This window comes from Kitasatospora sp. NPDC048286, from assembly GCF_043201735.1.
GTDB lineage: Bacteria > Actinomycetota > Actinomycetes > Streptomycetales > Streptomycetaceae > Kitasatospora.
Window position 1 is genome coordinate 47,054 of sequence record NZ_JBICZE010000002.1, and the last position, 19,531, is coordinate 66,584.

Genomic DNA, 19,531 nt, shown 5'->3' on the forward strand with positions numbered 1-19,531 from the left:
TCTGCGGGGAGGGAGTCAGATGCGCTCGACGATGGTGGCGATGCCCATGCCGCCGCCCACGCAGAGGGTGATCAGGCCGTAGCGCAGGTCGCGCCGCTCCAGTTCGTCGATCACGGTGCCGAGCAGCATCGCCCCGGTGGCGCCGAGCGGGTGGCCGAGCGCGATCGCGCCGCCGTTGACGTTCACCTGGTCGTGGCGGAAGCCGAGTTCGCGGATGAAGCGGAGCGCGACGGCGGCGAAGGCCTCGTTGATCTCGACCAGGTCGATGTCGGCGGCGGTGAGACCGGCCTTGGCGAGGGCCTTGTGGGTGGCCGGGGCGGGGCCGGTGAGCATGATGGTCGGCTCGGAGCCGGAGACGGCGGCGGAGACGATCCGGGCGCGCGGGCGCAGCCCGTACCGCTCGCCGACCTCACGGTTGCCGATCGCCACCAGCGCGGCTCCGTCCACGATGCCGGAGGAGTTGCCCGCGTGGTGGACGTGGTCGATGGCCTCGACCCAGTGGTACTTCTGGAGGGCGACGGCGTCGAAGCCGCCGGCCTCGCCGATGGCGGCGAAGGAGGGCTTGAGGCCGGCCAGGGTCTCGACGGTGGTGCCGGGGCGGATGAACTCGTCGCGCTCCAGCACGACCAGGCCGTTGCGGTCGCGCACCGGGACGACCGAGCGGTCGAACAGGCCGTCCGCCTGGGCCTTGGCGGCGCGGGCCTGGGACTCCGCGGCGAAGGCGTCCACGTCGGTGCGGGAGAAGCCCTCGATGGTGGCGATGAGGTCGGCGCCGATGCCCTGCGGGGCGAAGTTGGTCTCGTACGCGGTCATCGGGTCGGCGAACCAGGCGCCGCCGTCGGAGGCCATCTTCACCCGGGACATCGACTCCACGCCACCGGCCAGGACGAGGTCCTCCCAGCCGGAACGGACCTTGGCGGCGGCCAGGTTGACGGCTTCCAGGCCGGAGGCGCAGAAGCGGTTCTCCTGGACGCCGGCGACGGTGTCGGGCAGGCCGGCCGCGATGGCGGCGATCCGGGCGATGTCGGAGCCCTGGTCGCCGACCGGGCTGACCACGCCGAGCACGATGTCGTCGATCGCGGCCGGGTCCAACCCGGGGTAGCGGTTGCGCAGTTCGTGGATCAGTCCGACGACGAGGTCGATCGGCTTGGTGCCGTGCAGCGAGCCGGAGGCCTTGCCCCGGCCGCGCGGGGTGCGGATCGCGTCGTAGACGTACGCTTCGGTGGTCACGGTGGGAACGCCTTTCAGCGGGTTCTTCGGGGCAGTGGGTCTGTGGTCTGCGGAGCGGTGAACTTGAGGGGTAACGGGCTTGAGGAGTAACAGGCTCGCGGGGCAACGGGCTTGCGGGGCAACCCGATCGACGGAGGGACCTCAGCCGAGGATGGAACGCCCGACGATCTCCTTCATGATCTCGGTGGTGCCGCCGTAGATGGTCTGGATGCGGCCGTCGGTGAACGCCCGGGCGACCGGGAACTCGCTCATGTAGCCGTAGCCGCCGTGCAGCTGGAGGCAGCGGTCGGCGGTGCGCTTCTGCAGCTCGGTGGCCCACCACTTGGCCATCGAGGCGTCCGCCGGGGTGAGCGCGTAGCGGTTGTGCTCGGTGATGCAGCGGTCCACGAAGGCACGGGTGACGGCGCACTCGGTGGCCAGTTCGGCGATCTCGAAGCGGACGTGCTGGAGCTTGGCGAGCGGACGGCCGAAGGCCTCGCGCTGCTTGACGTAGTCGGTGGTGATCTCGACCAGGTACTCGGCGCCGGCGATCGCCGCGGCGGCGATGGTGAGCCGCTCCTGGGCGAGGTTCTGCATCAGGTGGACGAAGCCGCCGTTGAGCTCGCCGATCAGGTTCTCCTTGGGCACCCGGACGTCCTCGAAGAACAACTCGGCGGTGTCCTGGGCCTTCTGGCCGATCTTGTCGAGGTTGCGGCCGCGCTCGAAGCCGGGCGTGCCGCGCTCGACGGCCAGCAGGCTCAGCCCGTGCGCGCCGCCCTCGGGGGTGGTACGGGCGACCACGATCACCAGGTCGGCGAGGATGCCGTTGGAGATGAAGGTCTTGGCGCCGTTGAGCAGGTAGTGGTCGCCCCGGTCGAACGCCTGGGTGCGGATGCCCTGGAGGTCGGAGCCGGTGCCGGGCTCGGTCATCGCGATCGCGGTGATCAGCTCGCCCGAGCAGAAGCCGGGCAGCCAGCGGCGCTTCTGCTCCTCGGTGGCGAGCGAGGTGAGGTACGGGCCGATGATGTCGTTGTGCAGGCCGATGGCCAGGCCCGAGGCACCGGCCCGGGCGAACTCCTCGGCCAGCACCGCGGCGTAGCGGAAGTCCGGGGTGCCGCCACCACCGTACTCCTCGGGCACGGCGAGGCCGAGCAGGCCCTGGCGGCCGGCCGCGAGCCAGGCGGAGCGGTCGACGATGCCGGCCTTCTCCCAGCGGTCGTAGTGCGGCAGCACCTCCTTGGCCAGGAAGGCCCGCACGGTGGCCCGGAAGTCGTCGTGCTGCTCGGTGAAGATCTCGCGCTGCACCGCTACTCTCCTTGCTCTGCCGAAGCGTTGGGGGATGAGGCACTGACGTCGAGAGAGGGAACGCCCCAGTCCCGGGCCACCTCGGCGGTGTCCGCACCCGGCCGGGCCGGCGGGCGGCGCAGGGCACCCGGGGTGGCGGAGAAGCGCGGGGCGGGGGCCGGCTGGGTGACGCCGTCCACCTCGACGTACGTCCCGCGCGCCGACAGGTGGGTGTCCACAGATGCCTGACGCATCGTCAACACCGGTTCCACGCAGGCGTCGGAGCCCGCGAAGACGGCCTCCCACTCGACCCTGGTCCGGGTGGCGAAGCGGGCGGCGATCAGGGCCCGCAGTTCGGGCCAGCGGGCGAGCTCGTACTGGCCGGGCGCGTCCGGTCCCAGCTCCAGCAGCCGGGCGAACTCCGCGTAGAAGCGCGGCTCCAGCGCGCCGACGGCCAGGTGCCCACCGTCCGCCGCCCGGTAGACCGCGTAGAACGGCGCGCCGCCGTCCAGCAGGTTGACACCCCGGCGGTCCTGCCAGTGGCCGGCCGCGAGCAGGCCCCACAGCATGCTGCCGAGGTGCGCCGCGCCGTCCACGATCGCCGCGTCGACCACCTGGCCGATGCCGGTGGCCCGGCCGTGGTGCAGTCCGGCGAGCAGGCCGACGACCAGGTAGAGCGAGCCGCCGGCGTAGTCGCCCAGCAGGTTGGCCGGGATGCCGGGGGGCTCCTCGGCCCCGCCCGGCGCCGCCACCATCCCGAGCACCCCGGCGACCGCCGCGTACCCGAGGTCGTGCCCGGCGGTCGCCGCCCGGGGGCCGTGCTGCCCCCAGCCGGTCATCCGCCCGTACACCAGCGCGGGGTTGCGCGCCAGGCACGCCTCCGGCCCGACCCCGAGCCGTTCCGCGACGCCCGGCCGGTAGCCCTCGATCAGCAGGTCCGCCCGCTCGACCAGGTCCAGCACCCGCGCGGGGCCCTCGGGGGACTTCAGGTCGATCAGCACCGAGCGCTTGTTGCGGTTGCTGAGGTCGTACGCCGGGTCCGTGCCGAGCGGCGAGGGCTCCGGCCGGTCCACCCGCACCACGTCCGCCCCGAGGTCCCCCAACAGCATGGCCGCGAACGGCCCCGGCCCGATCCCGGCGAGCTCCACCACCCGCACACCCGCCAACGGCCCCCCGGCCTCCGGCGTCCTGCTCGCGTCACCCACTGGCTGCTGAACCCTTCCGACGGGTTTGACAGTAAAGCTGTAACACTCGGGATGATAGGCAAGCGACCCGCCGGTAACAAGACCTCCACCCTCGCGCCGGGCCGCCAATTCCCCCTTGACACAGCCCCGCTGAACGCCGCCACTCCCCGCACATCCAGCGCCACGGAGGGTGGGTCGGTGTACTGACAACGGCTCCCTGTACGGTCTTCATGCCGCAGGGGAGCGGCTGCTTCACCGAATGGGGAGGAATCGCACATGGGTAACCAAGGGCTCGTCACGGGGCCGGTCGCACCGGCCAAGGACCCGATACCGAGCTCAGGGCCCACGTACACCGCGAAGTCGCCGTACGCCCCTCCGGCCCCGGTCGGCGGCGGCAACCCCGCGCTCATCCCACCCGCTCTGGGCACCACCCGGCTGGACACCCCGCACGAGCTCAACGCCTCGGCCGGGATAGCCCGGCAGATCGCCACCGACCTGGACAACGCCAACGGCAAGGCCGGCCCCGGCGCGCACAGCCTCACCGAGTACGCGAGCACCGCGTCGACCAGGATCCGCGGCTTCTCCTTCGGCGGCGCCCTCACCGGCAGCACCGAGCGCTGGCTGCAGCAGTGCAAGACCCTGCACGACAAGCTCGGCAACGCCGCCGGAAACCTCGACAAGACCCAGCGGTTCTACGGCGCCAACGAGGCCGGAATCACCGCCGACATGCGTTCGAACAACTGACAGGTACCGGGGGGAACAGACCGATGGTGTCCTTCAAGGAACTGCACGAGGCCGACTTCTCCGGGGTGAACGAAGCCGCCGAAGCCTGGGCCGGCGTGGCCAAGGCCCTCACCGCCCTGGACGGCCGGGTCGCCAAGGACCTCACCAGCACCGCACAACGGGCCGGATGGAAGGGCGACGCCGCCGACGCCGCGACCACGGCCATGCAGGGCATCGACGGCGACTTCAAGCAGGCCTCGGCCGTCGCCACCGCCCTCGCCGCGATCATGAAGACCGCCGCCGAGGACTTCGCCGCCGCCCGCCGCGACCTCGACGCGGCGCTGCACGACGCGCAGGGCGACACCACCCTCAGCGTCACCGCCGACGGGACGGTCAACTGGACCGTCCCGAAGGAGGAGAGGAACGACCCCGAGGCCGAGCGCACGATCCGGGCCAACGCCCAGGCACTCTCGGACCGGCTCGGCAAGGCCGTCGCGAAGGCCACCGCCGCCGACCAGATGGCCACCGTGGCCCTCCAGGGCGACATAGGCACCAGCACCACCGCCTTCAACGCCGCCCCGTACGGCGCCGGCCCGGTCGCCGACGCCAACCGGGCGAAGGACCTGATGTCCAAGGCCGGCAGCCTCTCCGACGACCAGCTCAAGCAGCTGCAGGCGCTCATGGCCGCCAACGCGGCGAACAAGGACTTCTCCACCACCCTGCTCAACGGCCTCAACTACGGCGGCAAGACGGGTCCGGACGCCCTGCTGGAGTACAGCAAGGTCTACGACGGCCTCGCGCACGGCAACCACAACGCCAAGGGATACCAGGACGTCTACGGCAGCCTGTCCGTCGCACTGGCCACCGCCACCCGCGACGGTGGAATGGGCAAGGCCTGGGAAGACGGCCTGCTGGCCGCCGCCCGTCGCCCCGGGGCATCTGCGGCGGGTTACAACGACAACTACCCGGCGCTGACGGCACTGCTCAACGCGAGGGGCAGCTTCGACAAGGGCTTCCTGACCAAGGTCGGCACCGACCTGGTCGACTACGAGCGCGGCAGCAAACTCAAGGGCGAAGACCTGTGGGGCCCGGACTGGAGCAACATCTCCGGCCACCAGGGCGATCCGATGCGAGACCTCATGCAGACCATGAGCCGCCACCCCGAGGCGTCGAAGGAGTTCCTCGACCCCGCGGCCAACAAGAACCTCGCCTACCTGCTGAAGGACCGCCAGTGGCCCAACCAGGGCTACGAACACAACCAGTTGGACACGCTCGCGCGGGACACCTCCCGCGGTGCTTTCGGCGATGCCCTGGAGGCCGCCACCACCGGCCGCGATCCGCACGGCAACCAGCCGCCGGTTCGCCCGCACGACGCGGCGATGGCGCGCATCATGTCCGACACGATCAGCCACTTCGGCGGCGACTCCGCCGGCCATGTGACCGAACTCCCCGTCGGACTGCGCCGGCCGTTCGGCAACATGATCGCCGACTACGCGGCCGACACGTACGAGATCATCGGCAAGGAGGTCAACGGGCACTCCGAGACCAGCGGGCTGGCCATCGACCGGGACCGCCTCATCCGGGTCATCCGAGGTGTGTCCGACGACCCGGAGGCGTTCAAGGCCATCCACTACGCCGAGAGCCAGGAGATCGCCCGGCGACTCGACTCCTACCCCGCCGACGCGTTCAGGCCGGACGGCACCGGGCGCCCCGGCCCCGGCATCGAAGGCTACGTACGGGAGGCCGGCCAGGTCCTGGGGGCGCTCAGCGGCGCACAGTCGGACGTCATGACCCGTCACCACGACGACGTCGTGTTCCAGAACAACTGGCAGGCGAAGATGAACTACCACCTCATCGGCACGCCCCTGACTCCCGTACCGGTCGTGGGCGACTTCGTCCAGCGCATGGTCGACGTCGGGACCTCGGAGTGGGCGAACGGGCTCAACAGCGAGCAGGACCAGCAGACGCAGGCGGACCTGTCCAAAATGTTCAACTCCGGAGAGAACCAGCTGAAGACGATGATCGTCGAGAAGGCCGGACTGGCCGGTCTCACCCAGGCGGAGATCAACTCGACCGCCGGTGTGCCCCAGAAGCTGCTGCACGACGTGTCCGAAAGCTACGGGACAGGCGTCAACCAGACATACCGCAACGCACTCGGAGGGCGCTGAGATGAAGAAGACACAGCACACCGCCGATCAGCCCGGCGACGGGAGCGCCGTCGGCGAGCGTCTGGACGCGGCGCTCGACCGACGGGGGTTCACCACCTGGCCGCTGCGGGTGCGGGCGGCGGTCGCCGTGGTGGCGGTGACGGCGGTCGTGGCCGGGGCCGGGGTGTTCCTGGTGGACAACCTGACCAACGCCTTCGGTCCGGACAGTGTGTGCGAGGGCGCCGTGAGCGCGGATCTGCTGAACGACGCGCTCGGGCCGGGCAAGGTCAGCGATCAGGCGTTCGGCAACGGGTACCTGCGCAGCGGGTCAGCCTTCTGCATGGCGAAGGTGAGTTCCGGGGTCTTCGGCAACGAGCGGTCCGTCACCGTTGAGCTGCGCAAGAACGGCGACCTCTCCGTCGTCGCGAATGACGCGGAGGCCCGGCTGTTCGCCGCTTCGGCCAACGGCGGAGCGTCCGGCGCGGGCTTCGACCACCGGGCCTGGGCGCTGCTTCCCGAGGCGTGCGACAGCGGGCAGCGGATCACCGTCAGGGCGGACCGCGACAACCGGCCCGGGGCCGAGAAGCTCGCCGCACTCGCCGTGTCGACGGCCGGCCGCGTCGCGTCACAACAAGGGTGCGGTACGTCGTCCATGCCCGCGCCGCACCAGCTCTCCGCTGCTGGGAAGGACCACGACCTCGACCGCAACGCCGTCTGCGGCCTGCCCGGGCTCACCGCGCCCGCCGGCCTCGGCGGCGCGGCCCTCCGGGAGACCGTGACCACCTCGACCGACCCGCTGTGGACCTGTCTCATCCACTCGGACGCGAGTCCGAGGTCCCCGATCACCTTCACCATCGGCACCGAGCCCCGGCTCCTGGCCCCGGCAACCCCGAAGGACGAACCGGGGATCGGCCGGGCCCGCTGGGTGCGGCCCGGCGAGATGACGGCGACTTGCCAGGGCCGGCCGACCACCTTCCGGATGGAACTCAACGGCTCCTGGAGCTCCGGACCGGATGGCGACTCCACCTGGCAGCAGTTCCTCACCGCCGGGGGCAAGGCGATCGGCTGCGAGCCGATCCTCTAGCCGGACGAACGACGAGCGAAGGGGGACACGCCATGGAACAGAACGACCCGGACGGCCAGGACGGCCGGCGGAGCGCGGCGGGGCGGCTGGACACCGCGCTCGACCGGCGGGGGTTCACCACGCGGGCGCTGCGGATGCGGTTGGCGACGGTGCTGGTGGCGTTCTGCCTCGTCCTCGTCGGGGCCCTGGGGTTCGTGTCGTACCGGCTGACGAACATCGGCGGGCCGGACGCCGTGTGCGACGGGGCGGTCAGTGCGGACCAGGTGCACGACCTGCTGGGGTCCGGGCGGATCCGCGAGAGCAAGGGCCGCTACTCGGCGACGGAGAACCACACCGGGAACAGTTGCACGGCCACGGTCAGCTCCGGTGTGTTCAAGACCACCGAGAAGATCGTGCAGTTCACCATCGCTCTCAACACTGATGACGGACCGAGAGTGTTGGCCGCGTCGGATGCCCGGCTGTTCTCCGGTGACTCGGCCGGTTCGGTGACTCCGGCTGGCGCATGGGCCGTGCTCCCCGAGGGGTGTGAGAAGGGCGTGCGCGCCGAGGTGCGCGCCGACCAGCCGGGCCACGACGAGGCCCGAGCCCGCTTGGCCGTGGCCTTCGCCAACAGGGTCGCCAAGGCACGCGGCTGTGCCGATCGGGCCGTTGCGGCACCGAAGGAGCTGTCGGCGAAGGGCGCCGTGACGGACCCGGACTGGACCAACCTCTGCGGACTGCCCGGGTTCGCACCCGCCAGGAACCCCGAGGCCCAGTGGCGCATGCCGCAGCAGGTCACCACCGCCACCGCCCCGATCTGGTCGTGTCGGATCGGCGGGGACTCGCAGTACGACAGCCGGGTGCAGGAGTTCGCGATCACGACCGAGCCACGGACCACCGCCCTGACCCGGAAGGACGGCGCGAGCACGTCCGATCTGGGGCGGGCCCAGTGGGTGGCCGACGGGACGCTCGTCACCACGTGCCGGGGCAAGGACGTCTTCTTCACCATCACCGGTGGGATCACCTCGGGCCTCGAGAAGCCCTTCCTCTTCCCCGACCAGAAGGACCTGGTCCGCCAGTTCCTCACCGCCGGGGGCAAGGCGATCGGCTGCGAGCCGATCCTGTAGCGGCGGAAATCGACGGGCGAGTGTCGGAGTAATGGCCTATCTTGCGGGAGGCCTATTACGCACGACACGGGGAAGCGCCATGACCACCACCGACCTGACCGCCCGCACCGACCACACCGCCCGCACGATCGTCACCGTCTCCGAGCGGCTGGTGTTGACGCGGCCGCAGGAGGACGACGTGGAGGTGGTGTTCGCGATTCACGGGGATCCGGAGACCAACCGGTACAACCCGAACGGGCCGCAGCGGGAGATCGCCCAGGCGCAGGAGATGTTGGACGGGTTCGTCGCCGACTGGGTGCGGGACGGGGTGGGGTACTGCGCCGTCGCCACCCGGGAGGACCCGGGGACGGTCATCGGGTTCGCCGGGCTGTACCTGCACACCCTGGACGGGGAGCGGGTGTTCAACCTCTACTACCGGTTCCGGCCGTCCGCCTGGGGCCTGGGGTACGCGGCGGAGGCGGCCCGGGCGGCGATGGCCGAGGCGCTGCCCCGCTACCCCGGCATCCCTGTGGTCGCGCTGATCCACGCCGACAACCTGCCCTCGCGCCGGCTCGCCGGGCGGCTCGGGCTGGTCGCCGGCCCGGACGGCCGGACCGACGAGGAGGACCGGTTGATCCACCGCATGGCCTGAGGTCGGTCTGCCGCACGGCCTGAGAATGGTCCGCAGCACGGCCAGAGGTCGGCCCGCAGCGCGGTCCCGGCCGGAGATCCCCCGCCAGGGGGAGGGGGATCGCGCCCCCGGCGGAGGCCCCGGGGTGCGCCCCGGCGGGACCGTGGGGGCATGAGGATCAACGAGCACGTGTTGCGGGCCGGGGCGGCCTGGACGGCGGTGGCGGCGACCGGGCCGTACCTGACGCTGAAGCTGCTCTGGCTGACCGGGCATCCGGTGGGATCGGACGACCCCGGCGGGATGGACCGGCTGTGGCTGGTGAACCTGCTGACCTTCGGCATGGACGCGATCGCCGTGGCACTGGCGCTGGCGTTCGTCCGCCCGTGGGGGCGGCGGGCGCCGGCCGGGCTCGTGGCGTTCCCGATGTGGGTGGCGACCGGGCTGCTCGGCACCATCCTGGTCGCGCTGCCGCTGTACCTGCTGAGCCTGCTGGTGCTCGGGCCGGAGCGCGCCGACCCGGACGACAAGGGCGTCGGCGACTGGGTCTTCCTCGTCGTGTACGGCGGCTTCGCCGTCCAGGGCCTCGCCCTGCTCACCGCCTTCGCGCTGTACGCCCGCCGGCGCTGGGCCGGGCTGCTGCGGGAGCGGATCGGCGACCTGCCCGACTCCCCCACGCTGGCCGTGCAGCGTTCCCTCGCCTGTGTCGCCGCGCTGCTCGCCGTGGGCGTCGCGGCGGGCCGGGCCTACTGGGCGCTCGGGGGTGCCGCCGGACTGCCTCAGGTCATGGTGGAGGAGCGGAACCGGGGCGTGGCGGTGATGGACGGGGTCTGCGCGGTGATGGCGGTGGCCGCGGCGGCGGCGCTGCTGGTCCTGGTCTTCCGGTTCCGTCCGGGGCGCCGGCTGCTCGGGCCGCTGCTGGTGGTCTGGACGGCGGCCGGCTCGCTGTTCGGTTGGGGCGCCTGGCAGGTGGTGGCCTTCGGGGCGACGACGACCCGGGTGACCGAGTTGCGGATGGCCGTGCCCGGGCTGATGCCCCTGGTGCAGGCCGCCCAGGTGGTGGCCGCGGTGCTGGTCCTGGCGGTCGGGGCGATGGCGCTGGCCGAACTGGGCGCCCGCCGGCGCACCGCTGCCGTAGAGTCGCGCGGGTGATCACGGGGGTGGGCGACAGGTTGCGGCGTACGGCGCGCGCGGACGGCCGGTTGCCGCGTACGGCGCGCGCGGACGGCCGGTTGCGGCGCACGGCGGGAGCCGCGCTGGGGCGGCGGGCCCGGCTGCGCTGGGTGCACCTGGTGCTGGGCGGCGCGCTGCTGATGCCGTACTGGATGCTGTCGGTGGTGCTGTTCGGCGCGCTCAACCCGAACCAGTCACCCGCCCGCCAACTGCTGCTGTACATCCTGTCGTTGGCCACCTCGCTGCCGATGGCCGCCGTCACCGCGCTGGTGCCGATGGTGCGGGGGCTGGAGGGCGCGGCCGCGCGGGCGCTGTGCTCGGCGCCTCACCCGGAGGAGCTGGCCGCCGGACCGGCCCGCTCCTGGGCCGCCCGCCGGCGCACCGCGCTCTGGTACGTGCTGCACCTGCTGTTCGGCGGGGTGGTCGCCGGGATGACGCTGGCCGGCACTCCCTTCGCGGTGGTGCTGGTCTGCGGCTTCTCGGGGACGGAGGAGTTCGTCCGGATGTGGCAGCGGCACTTCCCCGCCTGGCTGGCCAGCGGCCCCGCCCTCGGCCTCGGCCTGCTGCTGCTGATCGTCGGCACCAACGCCGCCTGCGGCGCGCTGCTCGCCCGCTGGGCGCCCGCCCTGCTCGGCCCGACCCCGGAGGAGCGGGTGGCCGCCGCCGAGCGCCGGGCCACGGTGCTCGCCCAGCGCAACCGGCTGGCCCGCGAGCTGCACGACTCGGTCGGGCACGCGCTCAGCGCCGTCGGCATCCAGGCCTCGGCCGCCGCCCGGGTGTTGCGCAGCAACCCGGACTTCGCCGCCGAGGCGCTCGCGGCGATCGAGGAGACCGCCCGGGCGGCCGTCGCCGAACTCGACACCGTGCTCGGGCTGTTGCGCGAGGAGGACCCGCGGGCCGCCGAACCGGCCGGGCCCACCCTCGCCGGGCTGGACGACCTGCTGCGCCAACTCGGCCGCGCCGGGGTGGCGGTGGACGCCGAGCTGGCGCCCGGGCTGGCCGGCCTGCCCGAGGCGGTCTCCCGCGAGGCGTACCGGATCGTGCAGGAGGGCCTGACCAACGTGCTGCGCCACGCCGGACCCGCCCCGGCCGGGCTGCGGGTCGCACTGACGGGCGGCCGGCTGGAGATCGAACTGACCAACCCGCTCGGCCCCGCCCGACCGAGCCGCCCCGGCGGCGGACGCGGGCTGCGCGGGATCGCGGAGCGGGCGGCGGCACTGCACGGCGGCAGCGCGGCGGGGTCGGGCGAGGACGGAACGACGTGGCGGCTGGCCGTCTGGCTGCCGGTGGGAGGGACGACGTGAACGAGGGCATGGACAGCGGCGCGGAGCGGGGTGTCGACAGCATCCGGGTGGTGATCGCGGACGACGAGCGGCTGGTCCGCCTGGGCCTGCGGGTGGTGATCGAGAGCGAGCCGGACCTCACCGTGGTCGGCGAGGCCGCGGACGGCGCCGAGGTCGTCCCGCTGGTGCGCGAACTGCGCCCGGACGTGGTTCTGATGGACGTCCGGATGCCCGGTATCGACGGCATCCGGGCCACCGAGCAGCTGGTCGGCGGGATGGCCCCGCCGCCGCGCATCCTGGTGGTCACCACCTTCGAGCACGACGACCACGTGTACGACGCGCTGCGCGCGGGCGCCGCCGGGTTCCTGCTGAAGCGGGCCCGGGCGGAGGAGATGGTGCAGGCCGTGCGACTGGTCGCGCGCGGCGACTCGCTGCTGTTCCCGGCGGCCGTCCGCGACCTCGCGCTGCGCCACGGCGCGGACCGGCGCCGGGAGGCCGGGGCGGCGGACCGGGGCCCGATCGGGCGGCTGACCGAGCGGGAGGGGCAGGTGCTGCGGCTGATGGCCACCGGGCTCAGCAACGGCGAGATCGCGCGGCAGCTGGTGGTGAGCCAGGAGACGGTGAAGACGCACGTCGGCAGCGTGCTGGCCAAGCTGGGCGCGCGGGACCGCACCCAGGCCGTCATCGCGGCGTACGAGTCGGGCTTCGTACTGCCCGGCTGACAGGCTGAACTGACGGATCATCAGGCCTCGACAGGGGAGCCCGAGGGGCGAAGTGGTTCGAACACGGATTCCATCCGCTCGGCCCCAGCGAGTAGAGTGCAGCCTTCCCCCTTGACGCCCGATACCTCCCGTATCGCCTGAAACGAACTGGTGGCCGCATGACAGTCCGGACCCGGCCCGCGCTGTGGTGGCGCATGGGCATCGTGCTCTCGGCGGGCCTCGGCCTGATCCTCGGAACCGCACCGCTGGTGTACTTCACCGTGCAGAGCAACGTGATCGTGTTCGGCTACTTCGTCGGCGCGGTGTACTGGATGCTCAAGCGCGACACCGTGGACGCGCCCGCGCCCCGGCTGCGCGGCGCCGCCACGCTGTACATCCTGATCACCGGGCTGGTCTCGCACATCCTGCTCGAACACGGCGCCAACCCGCTGCCCGGGCTGGTCAGCGGACCGGACAGGCTGGCGCACTGGTCGTCGTTCTTCCTGCACTACGTGACGCCGGTGATGGTGATCGTCGACTGGCTGGTGCTCAGGCCGCGCAACGCCGCGGCCTGGAAGGACATACCGCTCTGGCTGGCCTTCCCGCTCGGCTACGCGGCGATCGTCCTCACCCGCAACGCGCTGTTCGACGACTACCCGCTGCCGTACCCCTACTTCTTCTTCGACCCGACCACCAAGGGCTACGGCTACGTCTGGGGCCAGATCGCCCTGCTGACCGTCGAGTTCGTGGTGCTCGCCGCAGTCGTCGTCGGGCTGGACCGGCTCGGGACGCGGATCGCGGGCAGGCTGCGGCCGGTGCCGCAGAGCGCAGGCACGGGCACGGGCACGGGCACGGGATCGGACACGGGAACAGCCTCGGGCACGGCCTCGGACTGACGATGACGCGGCGGTCGGCCGGCCTCAGATCCGCCAGGCGCGGATCCGGTCGGCCGCCGCGTACACGTCCGCCCGGCCCTCCGCTATGTCGCGGGCCAGCTCCACCAACGCCCCGTAGGGCGAGTCGATCCCCTCCCCGGCCGCGTGCATGTACGCGGCCGTCGTCATGCAGGCGTACAGGTTGTTGCGCACCGGCAGCGGGCGCAGCAGCACGATGGTGTGCATCAGGGTGGCCGCGCACCAGGCCGGGTCCGCTTCGTGGCCGAGTTGGGCGGTGTTCACCCGGTGCCGGGCGACGGCGGCCTGGAGCGCCGAGTAGTCCCGCACGCTGAGGTCCTCCGGGGAGGCCAGTTCCTGGACGTCGAGGAGCCAGCGCAGGTCGACGTGGAGCAGCGCCGCTCCCCCGCCCCTCACCGTGTCACGCCCGCACCGGCCGCACCGGCCGTACCGGCACCCGCCGCGCTCGCGCCCGCCGTAGCCACAGTGGCCGCCGCTCGCACCGCCGCTCGCACCGCCGCCGCACGGCCGCTCACGCCGCGGGCGCGTCCTCGGGGAACGCGGCGTCGAACTCGGCCCGGTGCGCCTTCCAGAACGCCACCGCGTGGTCGACGAAGACCCTCCGCTGCTGCTCCCGCACGCTCAGGTCGTGGACGTACGCCTTCACCGTCTTGCCGTCCGCGGCGGCGGCCTCGCGGATCGCGGCGAGCTCGTGCTCCGTGTACTCGATGTTGAGCGCAGGCATGTCGCCGATGGTACTGGAGCCAGGGGCAGTTGGGGCCGTGGACGGCGGATTTTCACCCGCACTCAAAACGGCGCTTGTCGAGAGCGCCGGGGACCATTCCGCCCGGCACGGATCGGCCCGGAGGAGGAAGCGGATGGGCCCGGAGGAGGAAGCGGGTGCGCCACCCGGGATGACGACCGGGCGACGGGGCCGGCCGTAGCGTCGGCGGGGAGCGGTGGCGGAGGGGTTCCGCGGGGGAGACCGGGGTTCGGCGGAGGCCGGAGATGACACGCAGGAACATCAGCAGGACGGCGGCCGCGGCGATGGCGCTCGCGGCGGCCGTGGGATTGGCGGCGCCGGGGGCGGCCGTGGCCCAGGGGGCGACCGCGGCCCAGGGAGGGACGGCCCAGGGAGGGCGGGCGAACCCGCTGGAGGGGGTCTGGCGATTGGAGGGCTACGGTCTGCTGGTCGCGGTCTCCGGGAGCCGGCTCACCACGTACGACGTGACGGCACACAGCTGCGTGCCCGGGTGGATCACCGGGACGCAGACGGCCGCGCCCGGGCCGGACGGCACCATCCGTTACGAGATGGGCGACAACGCCCTGACACTCACCCCCAAGGGCCGCAACCGGGCCGTCGAACGCGAGGAGGGCGGGGTCGGTAGCAAGTCGCTCGACCGTCTGGACGCCCTGCCGCCGCTGTGCGCCGAGCCGGCTCCGAACGACCCGCTGGCGGTCTTCGACCGGTTCTGGGAGAACTTCGAGGAGAACTACCCCTTCTTCGCCGCCAAGGGCATCGACTGGCACGCCGTCCGGGACGAGAAGCGGCGCACGATCACCCCGACGACGACCGTCGACCAGCTGCAGGACCTCTTCGTGGACATGCTCCGCCCGCTCGGCGACGCCCACACCGGACTGGCCCGGGTCGTCGACGGGCACCCGAGGTCGGTCTTCGGCGGACAGCGGCCCGGGACGACGGAGGAGACCGAGGAACTGACCGCCCGGGCCCGACAGGCCTCGGCCGCCCAGCTCACCGGCCCGGAGCAGCTCTTCGCCGAAGGTCGTCTCGGCGTGGGCCGGCTCCCCGACGGCATCGGCTACTTCCGGGTGAGCAGCTTCGGCAGGTACACCGAGGGCGGCCACCAGAACCAGCTCGCCGAACTGGACCGGGCGCTGGACGCCCTGTTGGCCGGGCCGGACCGCCCCACCGGCCTGGTCGTCGACGTACGGCTGAACGGCGGCGGCTCGGACGCGCTCGGGCTGCACATCGCCGCCCGGCTCACCGATCGCCCCTACGTCGCCTACCGGAAGGTGGCGCGCAACGACCCGGCCGACCCGACGAGGTTCACCCGGCCCGAGCCGGTCACCGTACGGCCCTCGGCGGGCGGGCACTTCACCGGGCCGGTGGCGGTCCTCACCTCCTCGATCTCCACCAGCGCCGCGGAGACCTTCACCCAGGCCATGATGGGCCGCTCCCCGAAGGTGCTCCGGGTCGGCGAGAACACCCAGGGCGTCTTCTCCGACGTGATGATCAAGACGCTCTCGCCGGATCTGATGGTCGGCCTGCCGAACGAGAAGTACCTCACCCGGGGCGGCGGCACCTTCGACGGACCGGGCATCCCGCCGAACGTCCGTACCCCGGTGTTCACCCCCGACGAGCTGGCCGGGCTCAGGGACTCGGCCCTGAGCACGGCCCGCCGGATGCTCACCGAGGACGCCCGGGGCACCCGGGATTCCCAGGGCGCCCAGGACTCCCAGGACTCCCAGGACTCCCAGAGCGACGAGGACCGGCAGCGGTAGCCGCCACCTCAGCCGATTCGGCCGAGGTGGCCATCTCGGCCACACTCGCTACATCGGCGCCACCGCCCGCAGTTCGCCGTCCAGCTCCAGCCACCGGGTGAGCCCCAGGCCGCGCAGGAACGGCAGGTCGTGGCTGGCCACGATCAGCGCGCCCTGGTACGCGGCCAGTGCCTGGGTGAGCTGGCGGACGCTGGCGAGGTCCAGGTTGTTGGTCGGCTCGTCGAGCAGCAGCAGCTGCGGCGGCGGGTCGGCCAGCAGCAGGGCGGCCAGCGTCGCGCGGAAGCGCTCACCGCCGGAGAGGGTGGCGGCGGGCTGGTCGGCCCGGGCACCGCGGAACAGGAAGCGGGCGAGCCGGGCGCGGACCGCGTTGTCCCCGGCGGCGGGGGCGAACCGCTTGACGTTCTCCACCACGGAGCTCCCGTCGTCCAGCAGGTCGAGCCGCTGCGGGAGGTGCCGCAGCGGCACCGGGGTGATGACCTCCCCTGCCAGCGGGGCGAGTTCGCCCGCGATGGTGCGCAGCAGGGTGGTCTTGCCGGCGCCGTTGCGGCCGACCAGGGCGATCCGCTCGGGCCCGCGCAGGTCGAGGGCGGCGGTGGTGCCGTAGGGCAGCCGGACCTTGTCCAGGGTGAGCACGGTGCGCCCGGCCGGGACGGCGGTGCGGGGCAGGTCGATCCTGATCTCGGCGTCGTCCCGCACCGCCTCCTCGGCCACGCTGAGCCGGGCCTTGGCCTCCTCCAGGCGCTCGGTGTGCATGCCCTGGAGACGGCCGGCCGTCTCCTGGCCCTTGCGCTTGAGCATCCCGGCGAAGATGTGCGGGTCGTTGCGGGTGACCGAGCGCTTCTTCCCGTACGCGGCGCTGCGGTCCAGCCGGATCCGGGCCTCGGCCAAGTCCCGTTTCTGGCGCTGGACGTCGGCCTCGGCGTTGCGCAGCTGCCGCTCGGCCGTCTCCTGCTGGGCCGCGAGGGTGCGTTCGTAGTCCTCGAAGTTTCCTCCGTACCAGGTGACTTCGCCGTCCCTGAGGTCGGCGATCTGGTCGACGTGCCGGAGCAGCTCGCGGTCGTGGCTGACGATCAGCATCACGCCGTTCCAGCCGGCCACCGTCTCGTAGAGCCGCTCGCGGGCGGCCCGGTCGAGGTTGTTGGTGGGCTCGTCGAGCAGCAGGACGTCGGGACGGGCCATCAGCAGGGCGGCCAGCCGCAGCAACACCGCCTCGCCGCCGGAGAGTTCGCCGGTGGTGCGGTCGAGGCCGAGGCGGTGCAGGCCGAGCCGGTCGAGGGTGGCGCGGGCGCGCTCCTCGACGTCCCAGTCGTCACCGATCGCGTCGAAGTGGCGCTGGTCGGTGTCGCCGGACTCGATGGCGTGCAGGGCCTCGCGGGTGGCGCGGATGCCGAGCGCCTCGTCCACCCTCAGGGTGGTGTCGAGCGTCAATCCCTGGGGCAGGTAGCCGAGTTCGCCGCCCACCCGGACGGTGCCGCCGGTGGGGGTGAGGTCGCCGGCGATCAGCCGCAGCAGGGTGGACTTGCCCGCGCCGTTGAGCCCGATCAGGCCCGTGCGGCCGGGGCCGACGGCGAGGTGGAAGCCGTCCAGGACGGGCTTGCCGTCGGGCCACTCGAACGAGAGCTCGGTGCAGAGGACGGCGGTGGTGGTGGGTTGGTGTGCCATACAGGCCTCCCGGGGTGGTTGCCGAAGGAGTGGTGAGCAACACGGGGAGACACCGCGGGTGCGGAACCGGGGACGGCCGGAGGAAACGAAGGGGTGGCGTCACGCAGGGGAGCGCCACGGGCCGTGACTGAGGTCGCACACTCGCGCACCGCGCAACGGCAGCAGGGCCTGCGCGGCGGGGGCGGTGTCCCGGGACCTCAGTAGAGCAACGGCCTTCTCCTTGTCTGGCTGATGACCCGGACCACGCTAGGCAACCGGCACGAGGCGTGCAACCGATTTATCCGGCGGAGGCCCCGGCGGCGCCACGACGAAGGCCCCACGGAGGCCCCGGCGGCGCCACGACGGACGACCCACGCAGGCCCCGACGGCGCCGCGACGGACGACCCACGGAGGCTCCACGGAGGCCCCGACGGACGACCCACGGAGGCCCCACGGAGGCCCGGTGCCGATCCCGTGCCGATCCGGTGACGGCCGCGTCCCGGTCCGGGGCGGGTGCCGAGAGGCCGCCGGCCGCATGGCAGACTCCTCACCTGCCATGCCCGCGGCCGAGTGGGGCCGCGCCCGGGGAACGGGCCGCATGGCGGTAGTCAACAGGGGGATTTGAACGCATGTCACCGATATCCCGGCCGAGCCGTGCCGTCCTGGGCGCCTCCGTCGCCGCGCTGACCATGGTGGTCGCCACCGCCTGCGGGCCGGACAACGTCGACCCGCCCGCGACCGCGGCTCCCACCGCCGGGGCCAGCGCCGCCGGCACCCCGGGGGCGGCTCCGATCAAGCTTCCGACGCTCGAGGAGCTCAAGACCTGGAAGCTGGAGGACTGGGACAAGTGGGCCCAGGCCAACGTGATCACCCCGGCGGTCAAGGGTTACTGGACGCTGCAGAAGCTGCTGGAGGCCAAGCCGAAGCCGCTGCCGCAGCCCGCGCCGGACGCGACCCAGCCGCCCGCACAGCCCGCCGCCGCGCCCACCACGCAGCCCACCGCGGCCCAGCCCGGCGGCGCCGACCAGCTGCCCGCCGTCGTCCCGGCCAAGCCCGTGGCGCACCCGTTCCCGAAGAACATGCACGTCAACGGCAAGATCTTCTTCAAGGACGGCAACGAGGACTACGTCTGCTCCGGCACCGTCGTCTCCGACCCGGCCAACCCGGGCAAGAGCAACCTGGTGTGGACCGCCAGCCACTGCCTGCACGGCGGCAAGGGCAACAAGTACTACACCGACATCACCTTCGCCCCGGCCTTCAACAGCAACGGTGTGCTGAGCAACGGCAACAAGCAGGCCAAGCTGGAGGACGCCGAGCCGTACGGCGAGTGGACCGCCACCTCCGGCATGGTCTCGCCGCAGTGGGCCGCCGAGGCCGACCCGGAGAAGGGCGGCCCCTGGAGCCAGTACGACTTCGGGATCATCAAGGTCGCCAACCCCAACCCGGGCGGCAAGTCGCTAGAGGAGACCGTCGGCGGTTCCGTCCCGCTCTGGTTCAACGCCCCGCGTGACCAGGTCGGTGCCGTCAGCAACTACGGCTTCCCGGAGGGCAAGCCCTTCGACGGCGTGGAGCTGGAGCACTGCGACGGCGGCAAGCCGTCCAAGAAGACCGGCGACCCGAGCCGCCCGGCGATGCTGCTGATCGGCTGCAACATGACCGGCGGCAGCAGCGGCGGCGGCTGGTACGCGACCAAGGACGGCAAGCCCGCCCTGGTCAGCGACACCTCCATCGGCAACGGCGCGAACACCTACGAGGCCGGTCCGTACCTGGAGGACGTCGCCCAGCACATGTTCGAGTACTTCTCGAAGAAGGCCAAGTGATCAGCACCGGGTGACCAGCCCGGAGTGATCGGCGTCGAGTGATCAGGGCCGAGTGATCAGGCCGGTGATCCGGGGACGTCAGGCCCGGGTGATCCGGGGGCGGGGGCCGCGGCGGGACAGCCGCGGCCTCCGCTTTTTCGGCCGCGCGCCCCG

The 19,531-nt window shown here is 72.5% G+C and carries 17 protein-coding genes; 11 read left to right on the forward strand and 6 right to left on the reverse strand.

What is annotated here, in order from left to right:
- Window positions 1–15: 15 nt before the first annotated feature.
- The 3 genes from ACGF13_RS04505 to ACGF13_RS04515 form a co-directional block, all read right to left on the reverse strand.
- Window positions 16–1,230, reverse strand: coding sequence for an acetyl-CoA C-acetyltransferase (locus ACGF13_RS04505; protein ID WP_224279338.1), 1,215 nt, complete (start codon window positions 1,228–1,230; stop codon window positions 16–18).
- 141 nt (window positions 1,231–1,371) lie between these two features.
- The gene (locus ACGF13_RS04510) at window positions 1,372–2,514 is read right to left on the reverse strand and encodes an acyl-CoA dehydrogenase family protein (protein WP_392868877.1); all 1,143 of its coding nucleotides are present in this window, start codon (window positions 2,512–2,514) and stop codon (window positions 1,372–1,374) included.
- Window positions 2,515–2,516: 2 nt separating this feature from the next.
- On the reverse strand, window positions 2,517–3,698 hold the full coding sequence (locus ACGF13_RS04515; RefSeq protein ID WP_392868879.1) for a CaiB/BaiF CoA transferase family protein: 1,182 nt from the start codon (window positions 3,696–3,698) through the stop codon (window positions 2,517–2,519).
- A 255-nt stretch (window positions 3,699–3,953) separates the two neighbouring features.
- Here ACGF13_RS04515 and ACGF13_RS04520 point away from each other — a divergent pair, with 255 nt between their 5' ends.
- From ACGF13_RS04520 to ACGF13_RS04560, 9 genes are all read left to right on the forward strand, one after another.
- A complete protein-coding gene (locus ACGF13_RS04520; protein ID WP_392868881.1) occupies window positions 3,954–4,421 on the forward strand; it encodes a hypothetical protein in 468 nt (155 codons plus the stop codon).
- Between the two features lie 23 nt (window positions 4,422–4,444).
- Complete coding sequence (locus ACGF13_RS04525; protein WP_392868883.1) at window positions 4,445–6,568, forward strand: hypothetical protein; 2,124 nt, start codon at window positions 4,445–4,447, stop codon at window positions 6,566–6,568.
- Window position 6,569: 1 nt separating this feature from the next.
- On the forward strand, window positions 6,570–7,631 hold the full coding sequence (locus tag ACGF13_RS04530) for a hypothetical protein (RefSeq protein WP_392868885.1): 1,062 nt from the start codon (window positions 6,570–6,572) through the stop codon (window positions 7,629–7,631).
- Between the two features lie 32 nt (window positions 7,632–7,663).
- Entirely contained in the window at window positions 7,664–8,737 is a 1,074-nt protein-coding gene (locus ACGF13_RS04535) for a hypothetical protein (RefSeq protein ID WP_392868887.1), read from the forward strand.
- A gap of 79 nt (window positions 8,738–8,816) precedes the next feature.
- Entirely contained in the window at window positions 8,817–9,368 is a 552-nt protein-coding gene (locus ACGF13_RS04540) for a GNAT family N-acetyltransferase (protein WP_392868888.1), read from the forward strand.
- A 150-nt stretch (window positions 9,369–9,518) separates the two neighbouring features.
- Complete coding sequence (locus ACGF13_RS04545) at window positions 9,519–10,496, forward strand: hypothetical protein (RefSeq protein ID WP_392868890.1); 978 nt, start codon at window positions 9,519–9,521, stop codon at window positions 10,494–10,496.
- Window positions 10,493–11,821: a sensor histidine kinase gene (locus tag ACGF13_RS04550; protein WP_392868892.1), complete on the forward strand. Its 1,329-nt coding sequence runs from the start codon at window positions 10,493–10,495 to the stop codon at window positions 11,819–11,821. The genes ACGF13_RS04545 and ACGF13_RS04550 overlap by 4 nt, the downstream gene beginning before the upstream one ends.
- Before the next feature lie 8 nt (window positions 11,822–11,829).
- Window positions 11,830–12,522 (forward strand): response regulator, encoded by a 693-nt coding sequence (locus ACGF13_RS04555; RefSeq protein WP_392870024.1) that lies wholly within the window; start codon window positions 11,830–11,832, stop codon window positions 12,520–12,522.
- Between the two features lie 158 nt (window positions 12,523–12,680).
- A complete protein-coding gene (locus ACGF13_RS04560; protein ID WP_392868894.1) occupies window positions 12,681–13,397 on the forward strand; it encodes a Pr6Pr family membrane protein in 717 nt (238 codons plus the stop codon).
- Between the two features lie 24 nt (window positions 13,398–13,421).
- Here ACGF13_RS04560 and ACGF13_RS04565 read toward each other — a convergent pair whose 3' ends face one another.
- The gene (locus ACGF13_RS04565; RefSeq protein ID WP_392868896.1) at window positions 13,422–13,811 is read right to left on the reverse strand and encodes a toxin Doc; all 390 of its coding nucleotides are present in this window, start codon (window positions 13,809–13,811) and stop codon (window positions 13,422–13,424) included.
- Between the two features lie 115 nt (window positions 13,812–13,926).
- Window positions 13,927–14,139, reverse strand: a complete 213-nt coding sequence (locus ACGF13_RS04570; protein ID WP_224280451.1) for a hypothetical protein — start codon at window positions 14,137–14,139, stop codon at window positions 13,927–13,929.
- A 263-nt stretch (window positions 14,140–14,402) separates the two neighbouring features.
- Between ACGF13_RS04570 and ACGF13_RS04575 the strand changes: the two genes are divergently transcribed.
- On the forward strand, window positions 14,403–15,917 hold the full coding sequence (locus ACGF13_RS04575) for a S41 family peptidase (protein ID WP_392868898.1): 1,515 nt from the start codon (window positions 14,403–14,405) through the stop codon (window positions 15,915–15,917).
- A gap of 48 nt (window positions 15,918–15,965) precedes the next feature.
- Here the strand turns inward: ACGF13_RS04575 and ACGF13_RS04580 are convergent, their stop codons facing one another.
- Entirely contained in the window at window positions 15,966–17,579 is a 1,614-nt protein-coding gene (locus ACGF13_RS04580) for an ABC-F family ATP-binding cassette domain-containing protein (protein WP_392868900.1), read from the reverse strand.
- Between the two features lie 608 nt (window positions 17,580–18,187).
- On the opposite strand from ACGF13_RS04580, the gene ACGF13_RS04585 reads away from it, so the two are divergent.
- Complete coding sequence (locus tag ACGF13_RS04585; RefSeq protein ID WP_392868902.1) at window positions 18,188–19,378, forward strand: trypsin-like serine peptidase; 1,191 nt, start codon at window positions 18,188–18,190, stop codon at window positions 19,376–19,378.
- The last annotated feature ends 153 nt before the right edge of the window (window positions 19,379–19,531 follow it).